The organism is Streptomyces lavendofoliae (genome assembly GCF_014649735.1).
Classification (GTDB): domain Bacteria; phylum Actinomycetota; class Actinomycetes; order Streptomycetales; family Streptomycetaceae; genus Streptomyces; species Streptomyces lavendofoliae.
Genome location: NZ_BMTP01000013.1, coordinates 159,010 through 174,429 on the forward strand (window position 1 = coordinate 159,010; position 15,420 = coordinate 174,429).

Consider the following 15,420-nt stretch of genomic DNA (forward strand, 5'->3'; position numbering starts at 1 on the left):
CGCGCGCGCCGGCACGCGCGTTCCCCGCGTTGTCGCCGGCCGCCGACGCCCCCGTCGCCCCTCGGGGGAGGTCCCTCCTCCGCCTTGCGCCCGCACGCGCCGGACCCCGCTCCCTGATCCGGCCTGATCCGAAAGACAGACCCTAGGCGGGGGGCCGCCGCAGGAGCGCGACGATGTGGGTGGCGGCGGTGGAGAGGTGGCGGCGCGCCTCGGCGAGCTGGGGGCCCGTCACGCCGTGGTCGCGGGCCGCGTCGCGGACGTCGTCGCGGAAGCGGTCCAGCAGGCGCTCCAGGTCGCGGGCCGGGTCGGCGGACGGGGCCTCGTCCCGGGCCCACTCGGGGGTGTCGGCCGGGTCCGGCTTCGCGCACGAGGGCGCCGCCGGGGCCGTCAGGCCGCCCAGCAGGGAGCCCAGCCGGCCGACCAGGTCGGCCGGCCCCTCGCCCCGCATCACGTGGTCCTGGACCTGCTGGGCCATGCGGAGCATCTCCTGGCGCGCCTTCTCCTGCGCCTCCTTGGCCTGCCGGCGCGCCGACTGCGCGTCCTCGCGGGCGCGCCGCGACTCCTCCTTGGCCTGCCGCGCCTGGTCCTTCCACTCCTGCTTGGCCCGGCGCCACGCGGCCCACTCGTCGCCCTCCGGCGGCGGGGTGCGCCGGGACTCGCCCGCGGCGGCCCGCATCTCGCGGCGCAGCGTGCCGGCCGCGCCGCGGACGTCGTCGCGGATCTCGGCGGCGAGCTCGGAGACCGAGTCGCGGATCTCCCGTTCCAGGTCGGCGAGTTCACCGCCGCGGTCGGCGAGCTCCGCGCGGCCGGCGTCGGTGATCGAGTACACCTTGCGGCCGCCCTCGGAGGCGTGTGTGACCAGGCCCTCGGCCTCCAGCTTGGCCAGGCGGGGGTAGACGGTGCCGGCGGACGGCGCGTACAGGCCGTGGAAGCGCTCCTCCAGCAGGCGGATCACCTCGTAGCCGTGGCGCGGTGCCTCGTCGAGAAGCTTCAGCAGGTAGAGGCGGAGGCGGCCGTGGGCGAAGACGGGGGACATGTCAGAGCACCTTTCCGGTGGGGGCTTCCTCCGGCCGGCGGAGCAGCGCGATGGACCCGGAGACCGTGGTGGCCCTCAGCGTGCCCCTGCCCTCGCCGAGGGTGCCGGTGATCTTCTTGGCGCCCCACTGTCCGGTGACCCGCAGGTCGTCGAAGGCGTTGGAGACGGCGCCCCCGACGGTGTTGGCCTCGACCTGGGCGTTCGCCGGGTGCGGCAGCCGGATGGCGACCTCGCCGGAGACGGTGGTGAGCCGGATGTCGGCGGGCTCGTCGGCGGGGTCGAGGTCGATGACCATGGCGCCGCTGATCGATTCGGCGCGTACGGAGGTGCCGGCGCCTTCGACGACGGTCAGGTCGCCCGACACGGACTTGAAGCGGAGGGCCCCGGTGACCGCCTGCGCCTCCACACTGCCCGAGACGGTGTCGGCGCGGACCTCGCCGGAGAGCCCGACGAGCGTGGTGTCGCCGGAGACGCCGCGTACGTCCGTACGCCCCCGGATACCGGAGACCACGGCACCGGCACCGATCACGCCGACCTCGACGCGGGCGCCGGCCGGGACGGCGAGCGAGACGACGGCGCTGCGGTGCCGCCCCTTGGGGTCGAGCCAGGCCAGCAGCCCGTGCCAGGGCAGGTCCTCGTAGCCGATCGTCAGGGTGGAGCCCTCGCGGGTCACGGTGAGCGGCGGGCCGGCGATCTCGGAGATCTCCAGCCGGGCCGGGCCCTCGTCGGTGCCCACCACGTTCACCGTCCCGTTGACGAGACGCACGTTCAGCGCCGTTACGGGCTCCTCGTCGAGGGTCATCTTCGTCGGCTCGGTGACGGACCACTCCGGCATGGGGCCTCCCTGGGACGGGACGCGATACGCAACATATCGCGTCTGGTGAACACACGATATATCGCGGACAGGGGAAGTCAAGGGCGCCGGAACCGGACAAATTGCCCTAGCGTAAGGCCCATGAACGCGAGAATCCCGGGCGCGCTGCTGTTCTGCCGGGCCGACCCGGCGTCGGTACGGCCACCGGCGCCGCTGCTGCGCGAGCGTCTGCTCCTCGTCCCGGCGGGGCCCGACTGGACCCTGCTCGTCCCCGCGGGCACCCCCTGGTGCGACGGAGCCGAACCGGTCGACCGGGTCGTCGCGGGCTGGGCCGGCGCCCTGGCGGTCGGCGTGCCGTGGCCGGTGGTGGCCCTGTGGTGGGACGCGGACCGCGCCGGGTGCGTCCTCGCGACCGGCTTCCGCCGCCCCGTCGCCTACACCTGGCTCGCGGACGGCACCCCCGCCGGCGAGGACGAGGCCATGCACACCTTCGCCGCCCGCCTCGGCCTCGACCCCGTCCTGGACGTCCGCGACCTCGAACCCCTCACCCGACCCGACCCGCACGCCGACGCCCCCGCCCGTCTGCTGGGCCTGACGGCCGTCCTGACCCGGCACGGCCTGACCCTCCCGCCGGGCCTCACGCCCGGCGAACCGGCCACCCGCCTGTGGGCGACCGCCGAGGTCCACGGCGCGGAGCCGGTCGTGTGGCAGGGCCGGCACGCCGCCGTGCGCGCCGAACCGGACGCCGCCGGGGAGGGCCCCCTCGGCCCCTGGCTCCGGGGCCCCCGCGCCCGCACTCTCGCCGTGGCCCAGCTGGCCGCGGGCCTGCCCCTGCTGGCCTGGGCGGCAGGCCGGCGCAGCCCCGGCTGGGCGACAGCCGCCGCGCTGCTCATCGCCCAGGGCGCGCTGGGCCTCGCCCTCGACCGTCCGCGCACCCCGGCCGGACGGTGACTATTCCTCGTCGTCCTCGTCGTCGAGCCGGGCCAGCCAGGTGGCCAGGCGCTCGACGGGCACCTCGAAGTCGGGGTTGAGGTCGACGAACGTACGCAGCTGCTCGGCGAGCCACTCGAAGGTGACCTCCTCCTCGCCGCGCCGCTTCTCCAGCTCCTCGATGCCACGGTCGGTGAAGTACAAGACGTGCTCCTGATGCCTGCTCGGTGTTCCCCCCAGGGTAGGACGTCCCCCCGCCCGCCCTCCCCGCCCGGGTACGCCGGAGGGCCCGGCCCCGCGTCGTGCGGGGACGGGCCCTCCGGATCGTACGGGCGCCGGTCAGGCGTCGAAGACCTCGCTGACCAGCTGCGCCTGCTCGGCCTGGTGGCGCTTGGCCGAGCCGACCGCCGGCGACGAGCTGTGCGGGCGCGAGATGCGGCGCAGGCGCTCGCCGTGCGGGATGTCGGCGCCGACCGCCAGGTCGAGGTGGTCGATCAGGTTGAGCGCGATGAACGGCCAGGCACCCTGGTTCGCCGGCTCCTCCTGGGCCCACAGGTACTTCTCGGCGTTCGGGTACTTGGAGATCTCCGCCTGGAGCTCCGCACCCGGCAGCGGGTAGAGGCGCTCGAGGCGGATGATCGCCGTGTCCGTGACGCCGCGCTTGACCCGCTCGGCCTCCAGGTCGTAGTAGACCTTGCCGGAGCAGAAGACGACCTTGCGGACCGCTTCGGCCGCCGCCGACTCGTCACCGATCACCGGGCGGAAGCCACCGGTGGTGAACTCCTCAGCCTTCGACGCGGCGGCCTTCAGGCGCAGCATCGACTTCGGCGTGAAGACGACCAGCGGCTTGTGGTGCGGGTTGTGCACCTGCCACCGCAGGAGGTGGAAGTAGTTCGACGGCAGGGTCGGCATGGCGACCGTCATGTTGTTCTGCGCGCACAGCTGGAGGAAGCGCTCCGGGCGGGCCGAGGAGTGGTCCGGGCCCTGGCCCTCGTAGCCGTGCGGCAGCAGCAGCGTGACGCCGGAGGTCTGGCCCCACTTCTGCTCCGCCGAGGAGATGAACTCGTCCACGACGGTCTGCGCGCCGTTGACGAAGTCACCGAACTGGGCCTCCCACATCACCAGGGCGTCCGGGCGGGCCAGCGAGTAGCCGTACTCGAAGCCCATCGCCGCGTACTCGCTGAGCAGCGAGTCGTAGACGTTGTAGCGGGCCTGGTCCTCGGAGAGGTACTGGAGCGGGGTGTGGTCCTCGCCGGTCTCCTGGTCCACCAGCACCGCGTGCCGCTGGCCGAAGGTGCCGCGGCGGGTGTCCTGGCCGGCGAGCCGGACCGGGGTGCCCTCCATCAGCAGCGAACCGATGGCGAGGGTCTCGCCCATGCCCCAGTCGATCGTGCCGTCGTCGATGGAGGCGGCGCGGCGCTGGAGCTGCGGCATCAGGCGCGGGTGCACCTTGACCCGGTCGGGGATGTTCACCTGCGACTCGGCGATCCGCTTCACGACCTCCTGGGAGACCGCGGTGGTGACGGCGACCGGGAACTCGGCCTGCGGCTCCGGGCTGTTCGCCGTACCGGGCTGCGAGGTGGCCTCACGGACCTCCGCGAACACCTTCTCCAGCTGGCCCTGGAAGTCCTGGAGCGCCTGCTCCGCCTCTTCCAGCGTGATGTCGCCGCGGCCGATCAGCGACTCGGTGTACAGCTTGCGCACCGAGCGCTTCTTGTCGATGAGGCTGTACATCTGCGGGTTGGTGAACTGCGGGTTGTCGCCCTCGTTGTGACCGCGCCGGCGGTAGCAGATGAGGTCGATCACGACGTCCTTGTTGAACGTCTGGCGGAACTCGAAGGCGAGCCGCGCCACGCGGACCACGGCCTCCGGGTCGTCGCCGTTCACGTGGAAGATCGGCGCCTCGATCATGCGGGCCACATCGGTCGCGTACATCGAGGAGCGCGACGACTCCGGGGCGGCGGTGAAGCCGACCTGGTTGTTGATGACGATGTGGACCGTGCCGCCGGTGCGGTAGCCGCGCAGCTGAGACATGTTGAGCGTCTCGGCGACGACGCCCTGGCCGGCGAAGGCCGCGTCACCGTGCAGGGCGACGGGCAGGACCGTGAAGTCCGTGCCGCCCTTGTTGATGATGTCCTGCTTGGCGCGGACGATGCCCTCGAGGACCGGGTCCACCGCCTCCAGGTGGGAGGGGTTGGCGGCCAGCGAGACCTTGATCTGCTCGCCGTCCAGGCCGGTGAAGGTGCCCTCGGCGCCCAGGTGGTACTTCACGTCGCCGGAGCCGTGCATCGACTTCGGGTCGAGGTTGCCCTCGAACTCACGGAAGATCTGCGCGTACGACTTGCCGACGATGTTCGCGAGGACGTTCAGCCGGCCGCGGTGGGCCATGCCGATGACGACCTCGTCGAGGCGGGACTCGGCGGCCGAGTCGATGACCGCGTCCAGCAGCGGGATGACGGACTCGCCGCCCTCCAGCGAGAACCGCTTCTGGCCGACGTACTTGGTCTGCAGGAACGTCTCGAACGCCTCGGCGGCGTTGAGGCGGCGCAGGATGCGCAGCTGCTCCTCGCGCTCCGGCTTGGAGTGCGGGCGCTCGACGCGGTCCTGGATCCACTTGCGCTGCTTGGGGTCCTGGATGTGCATGAACTCGATGCCGGTGGTGCGGCAGTACGAGTCGCGCAGCACGCCGAGGATGTCGCGCAGCTTCATCATGGACTTGCCGCCGAAGCCGCCGACCGCGAACTCCCGCTCCAGGTCCCAGAGCGTCAGGCCGTGCTCGGTGATGTCCAGGTCGGGGTGCTTGCGCTGGCGGTACTCCAGCGGGTCGGTGTCGGCCATGACGTGGCCGCGGACCCGGTAGGAGTGGATGAGCTCGAAGACGCGCGCGGCCTTGGTGACGTCGTCGTCGTGCGACGCGTCGATGTCCTTGAACCAGCGGACCGGCTCGTAGGGGATGCGCAGCGACTCGAAGACGTCGTCGTAGAAGCCGTCCTCGCCGAGGAGGAGGTTCGCCACGATGCGGAGGAACTCGCCCGAGGCGGCACCCTGGATGACCCGGTGGTCGTACGTCGAGGTGAGGGTCATCACCTTGGAGATGCCCAGCTTGTTCAGGGTGTCCTGCGACGTGCCCTGGAACTCGGCCGGGTAGTCCATCGAGCCGACGCCCATGATGACCGACTGACCGGGCATCAGGCGCGGCACGGAGTGGACGGTGCCCAGGCCGCCGGGGTTGGTCAGCGAGACGGTGACGCCGGTGAAGTCGTCCATCGTCAGCTTGTTGTTGCGGGCGCGGCGGACGATGTCCTCGTACGCCTGCCAGAACTCGAAGAAGCCGAGCGTCTCGGCCTTCTTGATGCCCGCGACGACCAGCTGGCGCTCGCCGTTCGGCTTGACCAGGTCGATCGCCAGGCCGAAGTTGACGTGCTCCGGCTTGACCAGGACCGGCTTGCCGTCCTTCTCGCCGTAGGAGTAGTTCATCGACGGCATGGCCTTGATGGCCTGCACCATCGCGTACCCGATGAGGTGCGTGAAGGAGATCTTCCCGCCGCGGGCGCGCTTGAGGTGGTTGTTGATGACGATGCGGTTGTCGAACAGCAGCTTCACCGGGACGGCGCGGACCGAGGTGGCGGTCGGCAGCTCCAGCGAGGCGTTCATGTTCTTGGCGACCGCGGCGGCCGGGCCGCGCAGCGGCACGTACTCGGGGCCGGCGGGGGCCTCGGTGGCGGCCTTGGCGGCCGGCTTGGCGGCGGCCGGCTTGGCGGCGGGCGCGGGCTTCGAGGCAGGGGCGGCGGCCGGGGCCGGGGCCGCGGCCTGGGCCGTGGCCGGGGCGGGCGCCGGCGTCGCGGCGGGGGCCTGGGCGGCAGCGGCCTGTGCGGGTGCCGCTGCCGCCGGCCGCGCCGGGGCGGCCGGGGCCGGGTTCTGTGGAGCCGGGGCCTGGGCGGCGGCAGCGGAGGGCGCGGCCTCGGCCGCTCCGGTGCTCGCAGCCCCCGCGGCTACGGCACCCTCGCCCGCGGGCTTGTCCGCCGAGCCGGACGCGGAGCCCGGCTTGTAGTCGGCGAAGAAGTCCCACCAGGCACGGTCGACCGAATTCGGGTCCTGGAGGTACTGCTGGTAGATCTCGTCGACGAGCCACTCATTGGCACCGAACGCGGCGGCAGGGTTCGAAGGACCCTGCCCGTCTTGGTCGGTCGAGATACTCGAGTTACTGGGGGACTGAGACGACACGGCGGCAACCGCCCTCTTCCGCTTCACAAGGTGATGGACAGCGGAAATAAAGGCTACGCCTCCCCGGCCTGGACGTGCAGGCCGGGCATGCCATCGTCGCGTAGATCACATCTGAAGACGTGTTTCGGCGCTGGAAATGGCGGGAAACAAGCGTGGTTGCCCTGCGAATGGGTACACGAAGGCGCGACTGCGGCCCGCCAGGGCGCGCAGCCTCGACCACGTCCCGCACATGTATACGCAGAACGCGCGCTTCCGGTTCGAACCCTACGTCAACCGCGTGGCGGCGGAATCCCTGGAAGAGTGACCTGGATCCGGCATCCACGTGCGGATTCGGCCACCCCGATGCGCCCGCCGTGCAGATCGACCGCCCACCGGGCGATCGCCAGGCCCAGCCCCGTGCCGCCGTCGCTGTCCGGGCCGTGCGGCGAGGGGACACCACCCCGGTTGAACCGCTCGAAGACCTTGTGCCGCTCCGACTCCGGAATGCCCGGCCCCTCGTCCACCACTTCCAGGTCCAGCGACTCCGGCTGCCGCCCGCGCCGGGCCCGTACCGTCACGCGGCCGTGCGGCGGCGAGTGCTTCACCGCGTTGTCGATCAGGTTCGCCACCACCTGGTGCAGTCGCTCGCTGTCGGCGTGCGCGGTCAGCTCGGGCGGCGACACGTCCAGATGCAGGTGCACGTCGGTACGGGTGTGGCTGCCCGAGCCGGAGGACAGGCCGCGCTGGGCGGCGGCCAGATTGGCCTCCTTGAGCACCCCCGACAGGTACGGCCACACCTCGAAGCGGCGCGACCGGAGCGGTACGACACCGTTGTCCAGGCGCGACAGATCCAGCAGCGTCTCCACCAGCCGCCCCAGCCGCTCCGTCTGCTTCAGGGCGGTGCGCATCGTCTCGGGATCGGCGGCGGAGACCCCGTCCACCACGTTCTCCAGCACCGCCCGCAGCGCGGCGATCGGGGTGCGCAGCTCGTGCGAGACGTTGGCCACCAGCTCCTTGCGGTGCCGGTCCACCGCCTCCAGGTCGTCCGCCATGCGGTTGATGGTGGAGGCCAGGTCGCCCAGCTCGTCCCGGCGGTCGGCGCCGCGCACCCGGCGGGTGTAGTCGCCGTGCGAGATGGACTTCGCCACCGTGTTCATCTCGTCCAGCGGCGCGGTCAGGCCGTGCGCCACGAACTGGGTGATCAGCAGTGTCGCGATCACCGAGAAGACGGTGATGAAGCGCAGCTCGGTCTCCGTCCGCAGGGCCACCATCAGCAGCCCGGTCGTGATGAAGACCGAGACGACGACGAGTGTGCCCAGTTTGGTCTTGATCGAGACCGAGACCGAACGCAGCCGGGACCGGAGCGACGTCATGGGGCGGGCGTCTCCAGCGCGTAACCGACACCGTGGACGGTACGGATCCGCTCGGCGCCGATCTTGCGGCGCAGCGCCTTGATGTGGCTGTCCACGGTCCGGGTGCCCGACGCGTCCGCCCAGTCCCAGACCTCCGCGAGGAGCTGCTCGCGCGAGAGGACCGCGCGGGGCGTGTTCGCCAGGCAGACCAGCAGGTCGAACTCGGTCGGCGTGAGGTGGACGTCCTCGCCCCTGACCCGGACCCGCCGCTGCGCGTGGTCGACCTCCAGCTCGCCGAGCCGCAGGATGCCGCTGCGCGGGGTGACGGCCGCCTGGGCCGCCCGCTCGACGCGCCGCAGCAGCACGTGCACCCGGGCCGCCAGCTCCCGCATGGAGAACGGCTTGGTCATGTAGTCGTCGGCGCCGACCCCCAGGCCGACCAGCATGTCGGTCTCGTCGTCGCGCGCCGTCAGCATCAGCACCGGCACCGGCCGCTGCGCCTGGACCCGACGGCACACCTCCAGGCCGTCGAACCCCGGCAGCATGATGTCGAGCACCATCAGGTCGGGCTGCCACGCCTCGGCGGCGTCCACGGCCGCCGGCCCGTCGGTGGCCGTCTGCACCAGGAAGCCCTCGGCCCGCAACCGGGCGGAGATGGCCTCGACGATGGTGGTGTCGTCCTCGACGACCAGCACGCGGCGCTGCGTTCCCGGCGCTACCGCCGTGCCGGTTTGGCTGGTGTGTGTCTGCTCCATCGCCCCGCCCCTGTCGCGTCCTGCGCGAGCGTGTAGATCCGTGTGTTCGGTCAGCAGCGTAAAGGCACCGACCGCGTCCCGGCTACGCAGGGCGAACGGCGAGGTGGACCACGTCCGGTACGCCCCGGGCAACCGGCACCTCTTCGGTTCTTACCCCGCTGAACCCGGCATTCCGCAATGACTCTTCGAAATCGGCGGACGGCCGGGCGGACCAGACGGCGAGCACTCCGCCGGGGTTCAGCCGGGCCGCGCAGGCCGCCAGACCGGCGGGCGAGTACAGGTGGTCGTTGTCCTCCGTGACGGTCCAGTCGGGGCCGTTGTCGATGTCCAGGCAGAGGGCGTCGAACGTGTCGGGGGAGCTGCGGACGTACGCGACCAGGTCGCCGTGGACCAGCACCGTGCGGGGGTCGGCGAGCGCCTCGCCGGAGATCCGGGCGAGCGGCCCCCGGCGGTGCCAGTCGATGATCGCCGCCTCCCGCTCGACGACCGCGATGCGACCCCAGGCGGGCTCGGCGGCCGCGTGGGCGAGCGAGAACCCGACGCCGAGACCGCCGACGAGGACCGCCGGGTGCGGGCGGGCCCCGAGGGCCCGCAGGGCGGCGTCGACCAGCAGCCGCTCCGACCGGCCGTCGGAGGTGTCCATCAGGAAGGTGCCGTTGGCGATGATCTCGAAGTCCTCGCCGCGCCGGCGCAGCACCACCTCGCCGTACGGTCCCTCCCGGCGGTCGAGCGTCACGGGCGCGGGCGCGGGCGGGGTCATGGGCGTGGTCGCGGGCGGGCTGACCGGTGCGGTCACGGGAGTCGTCACAGCCATGATCCTCAGCGTAGCGACGGGGGTGGGGCGGGCACCGGGCATTGGCCGACTCCCGCCACCGCCGGCCGGGGACGCCCCGCCGGCGGCGCGCCGACGGGTGCGCGGCGGGAGGTGTGATCCATGTCATGGACGGCGGCGGACATGATCGCGTCGGCTGGGGCAACGGGTGATCCGGGGGCGTTGCGCGCGGGGTTCGGCGACGAGGAAGGACGGCACGGTGCTCCAGCTCCCGACGCGGGGAACGGACGACGGCGCCGCCGCGACCGTACGCACGGCCTCGGGCCGGGCTCCCGGGCGCCTGGGGCGCGCCGGGCGGCTGCTGCCCACGCCGGCCGGGACGCCCTTCACGTTCGGCTACACCCTGGTCCTGGTGGCCACGTCGCTGTTCGCCGAGTACGGCGACCCCGGCACCGTCGCCGGCCTGCTGCACGCCTCCAGCACCGACGTCGCCCACCTCTCCCGTACGCCCCTGCTGGTGCTGGTCACCAGCGCGCTGTGGGTGGCGGGCGGGCTCTTCTCGGCCTGCGCCGTCGGGTTCGTCTTCGTCCTCACGGCGCTGGAGCGCCGCATCGGGGCGTGGCGGACGGCGGCGGTGTTCCTGGTGGGGCACGTGGTGGCGACGCTCGCCACGGAGATCCCGGTGGGGCTGTCCGTCCTGGCCGGGCACCTGCCGGACACGTCGCTGCACCGGCTGGACTACGGCATCAGCTTCGGAGTGCTGGCGTCCGTCGGGGCGCTGGCGGGGCTGCTCGCCCCGGTGGCGCGCGGCACGGTGCTGGCCTGGGTGTCGGCGATGCTGCTCCACGACCTGGTGGCCTTCGAGGACCCGCTCACCGACTGGGGCCACCCGCTCGCCCTGCTGATCGGCGTCGGTTTCTGGCCGCTGCTGCGCCGGGTGGCGCGTGGGCCCCGTCCCACCGGGCCGCGCCACCCTGCGAGCGGGTGATCGCTCAGAGCGAACAGCGGCGGGGAACACCCCGGCTGTCATAAGCATTGAGTGTGTACAGCTCAACTTGACTGCCGAAGGGGAGATCATGGCTTCGACGTCCTCACCGCTCACCCTGCCCGTGCTGCCGCTCGACGACGAGGTCGTGCTGCCCGGGATGGTGGTGCCGCTGGACCTGTCCGACACCGAGGTGCGCGCCGCGGTGGAGGCCGCCCAGGCGGCGGCCCGGTCCTCCGGGACCCAGGGCGGCAAGCCCAAGGTCCTGCTGGTGCCGCGCATCGACGGGACGTACGCGGGCATCGGCGTCCTCGGCACCGTGGAGCAGGTCGGGCGGCTCTCCGACGGCGACCCCGGCGCCCTCATCCGCGGCCGCGGCCGGGTGAAGATCGGCGCCGGTACGACCGGCCCGGGCGCCGCTCTGTGGGTCGAGGGCACCACCGTCGAGGAGACGGTGCCCGACCCGCTGCCCGGCCAGCTCGCCGACCTGGTCAAGGAGTACAAGGCGCTGGCCACCAGCTGGCTGAAGAAGCGCGGCGCCTGGCAGGTCGTGGACCGGGTCCAGCAGATCGACGGCGTTTCCGCCCTCGCCGACAACTCCGGCTACTCACCCTTCCTGACCGTCGGCCAGAAGGTCGAGCTCCTGGAGACCGAGGACCCGGTCGCCCGCCTGAGGCTCGCCACCGAGCAGCTGCGCGAACACCTCGCCGAGCAGGACGTCGCCGAGTCCATCGCCAAGGACGTCCAGGAGGGCGTCGACAAGCAGCAGCGCGAGTTCCTGCTGCGCCGCCAGCTGGAGGCCGTCCGCAAGGAGCTGCGCGAGCTCAACGGCGAGAAGGACGGCGAGGAGTCCGACGACTACCGGGCCCGCGTCGAGGCCGCCGACCTCCCCGAGAAGGCGCGCGAGGCGGCCCTCAAGGAGGTCGACAAGCTGGAGCGCTCCAGCGACCAGAACCCGGAGACCGCCTGGATCCGCACCTGGCTCGACACGGTCCTGGAGATGCCGTGGAACGAGCGCACCGAGGACAGTCACGACATCAAGGGCGCCAAGGAGGTCCTCGACGCCGAGCACGCCGGCCTGGAGGACGTGAAGGAACGCATCACCGAGTACCTCGCGGTGCGCAAGCGGCGCGCGGAGCGCGGGCTGGGGGTCGTGGGCGGGCGGCGCGGCGGCGCGGTGCTCGCGCTGGTCGGGCCCCCGGGCGTCGGCAAGACCTCGCTCGGCGAGTCGGTCGCGCACGCGATGGGCCGGAAGTTCGTGCGGGTCGCCCTCGGCGGCGTACGCGACGAGGCGGAGATCCGCGGCCACCGGCGTACCTACGTGGGCGCCCTGCCGGGCCGGATCGTGCGGGCGATCAAGGAGGCCGGGTCCATGAACCCGGTCGTCCTGCTCGACGAGATCGACAAGGTCGGATCCGACTTCCGGGGCGATCCGGCGGCCGCGCTGCTGGAGGTCCTCGACCCGGCGCAGAACCACACCTTCCGCGACCACTACCTGGAGGTCGAGCTCGACCTGTCCGACGTGGTCTTCCTCGCCACCGCCAACGTCCTGGAGGCCATCCCCGAGGCCCTGCTGGACCGTATGGAGCTGGTCCGCCTCGACGGCTACACCGAGGACGAGAAGGTCGTCATCGCCCGGGACCACCTGGTCCCGCGCCAGCTGGAGCGGGCGGGCCTGGAGAGCGGTGAGGTGACGCTGGACGAGTCGGCGCTGCGCAGGCTCGCGGGCGAGTACACCCGCGAGGCGGGCGTCCGGAACCTGGAGCGGTCGATCGCGCGGCTGCTGCGCAGGGTGGCCGCCCAGAGCGAACTGGGCGACCGGGAGCTGCCCCTCACCATCGGCGGGGGCGACCTGCGGGAGCTGATCGGGCGGCCGCACCACGTGCCCGAGTCCGCCCAGGACCCGGCCGAGCGCCGCACCTCGGTGCCCGGTGTCGCCACCGGACTCGCGGTCACCGGCGCGGGTGGCGACGTCCTGTTCGTCGAGGCGTCGCTGGCCGACCCGGAGACGGGCGCGGCGGGGCTGACGCTGACCGGTCAGCTCGGTGACGTGATGAAGGAGTCGGCGCAGATCGCCCTCAGCTTCCTGCGCTCGCACGGCGCCGAACTGGAACTGCCCGTCACCGGCCTGAAGGACCGGGGCGTGCACATCCACTTCCCGGCCGGAGCGGTGCCCAAGGACGGGCCCAGCGCGGGCATCACCATGACCACCGCGCTCGCCTCGCTGCTGTCGGGCCGCCTGGTCCGTACGGACGTGGCGATGACCGGCGAGGTGTCCCTGACCGGGCGGGTGCTGCCGATCGGTGGTGTGAAGCAGAAGCTGCTGGCCGCGCACCGGGCGGGCATCACGACCGTGATCATCCCCAAGCGGAACGAGGCGGACCTGGACGACGTCCCGGCCGAGATCCTCGACAAGCTGGAGGTCCACCCGGTCACCGACGTCCGCCAGGTCCTGGACCTGGCCCTCGCCCCGGCGACCACGGAGGTGCCGCTGGCGGCCTGACCCCGGCCGCCCCGCCCCGGGGACGGACCCCGTGAGGGCCCGTCCCCGGAGGCTCGCCGTCCCCGGGGGCTGCCCGGGGCGGCGGCCGGTCCGGGCGGCGGCCTACGCGCCGGAGGCCCTGACGGCGCGGTCGTACAGGGCGCGGGTCCTCGCGTCGAAGAGGACCGCCGTCGACTCCGCGTCCGTCTCGCCGCCGCTCAGCACGCCGATCAGCCGGCCGCCGGCCAGCCAGGGGCTGCCGCTCGTGCCGTCGAAGAAGCCGTCGCACTCCATCAGCATGGAGCCGGCCAGATCCGGGTCCGCGCGGGTGTCGGTGGTGCAGGAGATCGGCCCGTCGGACGGGTTGCGGTCCTTGTTCGGGTAGCCGACGACCGTCACCCGCCGCTCGGGAGCCGACGCCCAGTCCGGCCGGGCGGCGCCCACGACCTGCTGGACCTGGCGCCCGCGGGCGTCCGCGTCCAGGGTCAGGAAGGCGTAGTCGTGGGCGTCCGCGTCGTCACCGGCGGCCTTCCACGCGTCGGCCACCTGCACCGTACGGACCTTCCAGGTGCCGTACGGTGCCGGGTTCGCGCCGCCGCCCCGGTAGCCGGGCGCGAACGAGAAGCCGGAGCTCGCCGAGCCGTCCGCGAACACGCAGTGCGCGGCGGTCGCGACGACGTTGCCCCCGGGGCTGTCGACCACGCTCGCCGTGCACCAGTGCCCGTCCCCGTCGAGCAGCACCCCCACCGACCGCGAACCGGCGGACGGCACCGCCGACCGCTGCGGGGCCGGCCGGGCGCCCGCCGCGTCCCCGGCCGCGTCCCGGGCCGTCGTGTCCGGGCGCGGGGCCGAATGGGACGGACCCCCGCACGCGGTGGCGGTGGTCACGACGGCGACGATCCACAGCAACGGCCTCATCCAGCGCATGCGGCACATCCTTTCCCATGGGCCGGCCGGTCAGCCATCCAGCCAGCCCCGCGACGACGCCCGGGCCCCCGCCTGGAACCGCGTCCTGGCGTCCAGCGACTCCAGCAGCCGGCTGATCCGCCGCCGGGCCGTGTGCACATGGACGCCCAGGCGGCGCGCGATCGCCTCGTCCTTGAGCCCCGCCGCCAGCAGGGCCAGCAGCTCCCGCTGCGCCCCGGCCGGCCCCGCCGCCCCATCGCCCGTCGTCCCGTCGCCCGCCGCGCACAGCGGCTCGGCCCGCTCCCACACCGCCTCGAACAGCGGCAGCAGCACCCCGCACAGCAGCCCGTCGCCGACCACCAGCGCCGCCGCCCGCGGACCGGCGGCCTCCGTCGGCGGCAGCAGCGTGACGCGCCGGTCCACCGCGACCAGCTTCGCCGGGACGTCCGGGGCCACCCGCAACAGCAGCCCGCGCCCCACCAGGCCGGTCAGGGCCCGTACCCGCCCGGGGTCGGTGAGCCCCGACCGGTCCAGCACCGCCCGCACCCGCACCCCCCGGGCCAGCAGCGACTCGACGTCCAGCGCGGTGAACGGCGGCCGGTCCAGGACGACGACCTCCCGTTCCGCGCCGTCCAGCAGCCGCGCGGCCCGCTCGGCGATGGCCCGCCGCCCCGTCACCGCGTCGACGCGTCCCCGTCCCCCGCCCCGGTCGCCGGCGTCCCCCGCGAACCGGTCCGCGGCCATGCGTAACCGGGCCAGCTCGGCCGACTTGAGGTGCAGTTCCGCCTGGCGGCGGTGGATCAGCGTGCGGATGGCGGCGGCCGGCGCGGCCGGGTGCGGCAGCGCGTCACCCTGGTCGGACGGATCGGGCGGCCGGGCGAAGCCGTGCTCGACGAGCCGGTCGAGCGCGGCGTCCAGACGCTCGCGCGGCAGATCGAGCAGCCGCGCCAACTCGTCCGCCCCGTCCGCCTGTTCGGCCAGCAGCGCCTCATAGGCGCGCTCCTCGGTCCTGCCCAGGCCGAGAGTGGTCAGTTCTCCCTGGATCATGCGTCGGATTCTCACTCCGCCTTCACAGGCCACACAAGTGTGCGTGTCCACTTCTCAACCCTCCGTGACCGTTGCCCCGCCCGTTGCCCACGGATTGCATGGCCATGACCAGCTGAACGGCTGACCAGCACGTGGGAG

12 protein-coding genes are annotated in these 15,420 nt (G+C 73.1%); 3 read left to right on the plus strand and 9 right to left on the minus strand.

Translation table 11 applies throughout. From position 1 onward, the window contains the following. Positions 1-142: 142 nt before the first annotated feature. Positions 143-1,036: a PadR family transcriptional regulator gene (locus IE109_RS23900; RefSeq protein WP_189553132.1), complete on the minus strand. Its 894-nt coding sequence runs from the start codon at positions 1,034-1,036 to the stop codon at positions 143-145. A 1-nt stretch (position 1,037) separates the two neighbouring features. Continuing rightward, entirely contained in the window at positions 1,038-1,871 is an 834-nt protein-coding gene (locus tag IE109_RS23905) for a DUF4097 family beta strand repeat-containing protein (protein ID WP_189553133.1), read from the minus strand. A 120-nt stretch (positions 1,872-1,991) separates the two neighbouring features. On the opposite strand from IE109_RS23905, the gene IE109_RS23910 reads away from it, so the two are divergent. Then, on the plus strand, positions 1,992-2,801 hold the full coding sequence (locus IE109_RS23910) for a hypothetical protein (protein ID WP_189553135.1): 810 nt from the start codon (positions 1,992-1,994) through the stop codon (positions 2,799-2,801). On the opposite strand, the gene IE109_RS23915 is transcribed toward IE109_RS23910, so the two are convergent. The 5 genes from IE109_RS23915 to IE109_RS23935 all read right to left on the minus strand — a co-directional run bounded on the left by IE109_RS23915 (position 2,802) and on the right by IE109_RS23935 (position 9,850). Then, the gene (locus tag IE109_RS23915; protein WP_005312030.1) at positions 2,802-2,984 is read right to left on the minus strand and encodes a DUF6104 family protein; all 183 of its coding nucleotides are present in this window, start codon (positions 2,982-2,984) and stop codon (positions 2,802-2,804) included. 135 nt (positions 2,985-3,119) lie between these two features. Beyond that, positions 3,120-7,004, minus strand: coding sequence for a multifunctional oxoglutarate decarboxylase/oxoglutarate dehydrogenase thiamine pyrophosphate-binding subunit/dihydrolipoyllysine-residue succinyltransferase subunit (locus tag IE109_RS23920; protein ID WP_189553137.1), 3,885 nt, complete (start codon positions 7,002-7,004; stop codon positions 3,120-3,122). Between the two features lie 269 nt (positions 7,005-7,273). After that, on the minus strand, positions 7,274-8,356 hold the full coding sequence (locus IE109_RS23925; protein WP_189553139.1) for a HAMP domain-containing sensor histidine kinase: 1,083 nt from the start codon (positions 8,354-8,356) through the stop codon (positions 7,274-7,276). Then, positions 8,353-9,090: a response regulator transcription factor gene (locus IE109_RS23930; RefSeq protein ID WP_189553141.1), complete on the minus strand. Its 738-nt coding sequence runs from the start codon at positions 9,088-9,090 to the stop codon at positions 8,353-8,355. Before IE109_RS23930 ends, IE109_RS23925 begins: the two co-directional genes overlap by 4 nt. Positions 9,091-9,172: 82 nt before the next feature. Next, complete coding sequence (locus IE109_RS23935; RefSeq protein ID WP_189553289.1) at positions 9,173-9,850, minus strand: spermidine synthase family protein; 678 nt, start codon at positions 9,848-9,850, stop codon at positions 9,173-9,175. Between the two features lie 271 nt (positions 9,851-10,121). Here IE109_RS23935 and IE109_RS23940 point away from each other — a divergent pair, with 271 nt between their 5' ends. Both IE109_RS23940 and lon read left to right on the plus strand, forming a co-directional pair. Beyond that, a complete protein-coding gene (locus IE109_RS23940; protein ID WP_189553143.1) occupies positions 10,122-10,850 on the plus strand; it encodes a rhomboid-like protein in 729 nt (242 codons plus the stop codon). 88 nt (positions 10,851-10,938) lie between these two features. Further along, positions 10,939-13,350, plus strand: coding sequence for an endopeptidase La (lon, locus tag IE109_RS23945; RefSeq protein ID WP_189553145.1), 2,412 nt, complete (start codon positions 10,939-10,941; stop codon positions 13,348-13,350). Between the two features lie 102 nt (positions 13,351-13,452). Here lon and IE109_RS23950 read toward each other — a convergent pair whose 3' ends face one another. Continuing rightward, positions 13,453-14,256, minus strand: a complete 804-nt coding sequence (locus IE109_RS23950) for a trypsin-like serine peptidase (RefSeq protein WP_189553147.1) — start codon at positions 14,254-14,256, stop codon at positions 13,453-13,455. A 30-nt stretch (positions 14,257-14,286) separates the two neighbouring features. After that, positions 14,287-15,282, minus strand: coding sequence for a helix-turn-helix domain-containing protein (locus IE109_RS23955; protein WP_189553149.1), 996 nt, complete (start codon positions 15,280-15,282; stop codon positions 14,287-14,289). Positions 15,283-15,420: the final 138 nt, after the last annotated feature.

Coding starts and splice junctions, on each gene's coding strand:
- lon (WP_189553145.1), top strand. CDS start 10,939: ATGGCTTCGACGTCCTCACCGCTCACCCTGCCCGTGCTGCCGCTCGAC.
- IE109_RS23950 (WP_189553147.1), bottom strand. CDS start 14,256: ATGCGCTGGATGAGGCCGTTGCTGTGGATCGTCGCCGTCGTGACCACC.
- IE109_RS23905 (WP_189553133.1), bottom strand. CDS start 1,871: ATGCCGGAGTGGTCCGTCACCGAGCCGACGAAGATGACCCTCGACGAG.
- IE109_RS23910 (WP_189553135.1), top strand. CDS start 1,992: ATGAACGCGAGAATCCCGGGCGCGCTGCTGTTCTGCCGGGCCGACCCG.
- IE109_RS23925 (WP_189553139.1), bottom strand. CDS start 8,356: ATGACGTCGCTCCGGTCCCGGCTGCGTTCGGTCTCGGTCTCGATCAAG.
- IE109_RS23935 (WP_189553289.1), bottom strand. CDS start 9,850: ATGACCCCGCCCGCGCCCGCGCCCGTGACGCTCGACCGCCGGGAGGGA.
- IE109_RS23955 (WP_189553149.1), bottom strand. CDS start 15,282: ATGATCCAGGGAGAACTGACCACTCTCGGCCTGGGCAGGACCGAGGAG.
- IE109_RS23900 (WP_189553132.1), bottom strand. CDS start 1,036: ATGTCCCCCGTCTTCGCCCACGGCCGCCTCCGCCTCTACCTGCTGAAG.
- IE109_RS23930 (WP_189553141.1), bottom strand. CDS start 9,090: ATGGAGCAGACACACACCAGCCAAACCGGCACGGCGGTAGCGCCGGGA.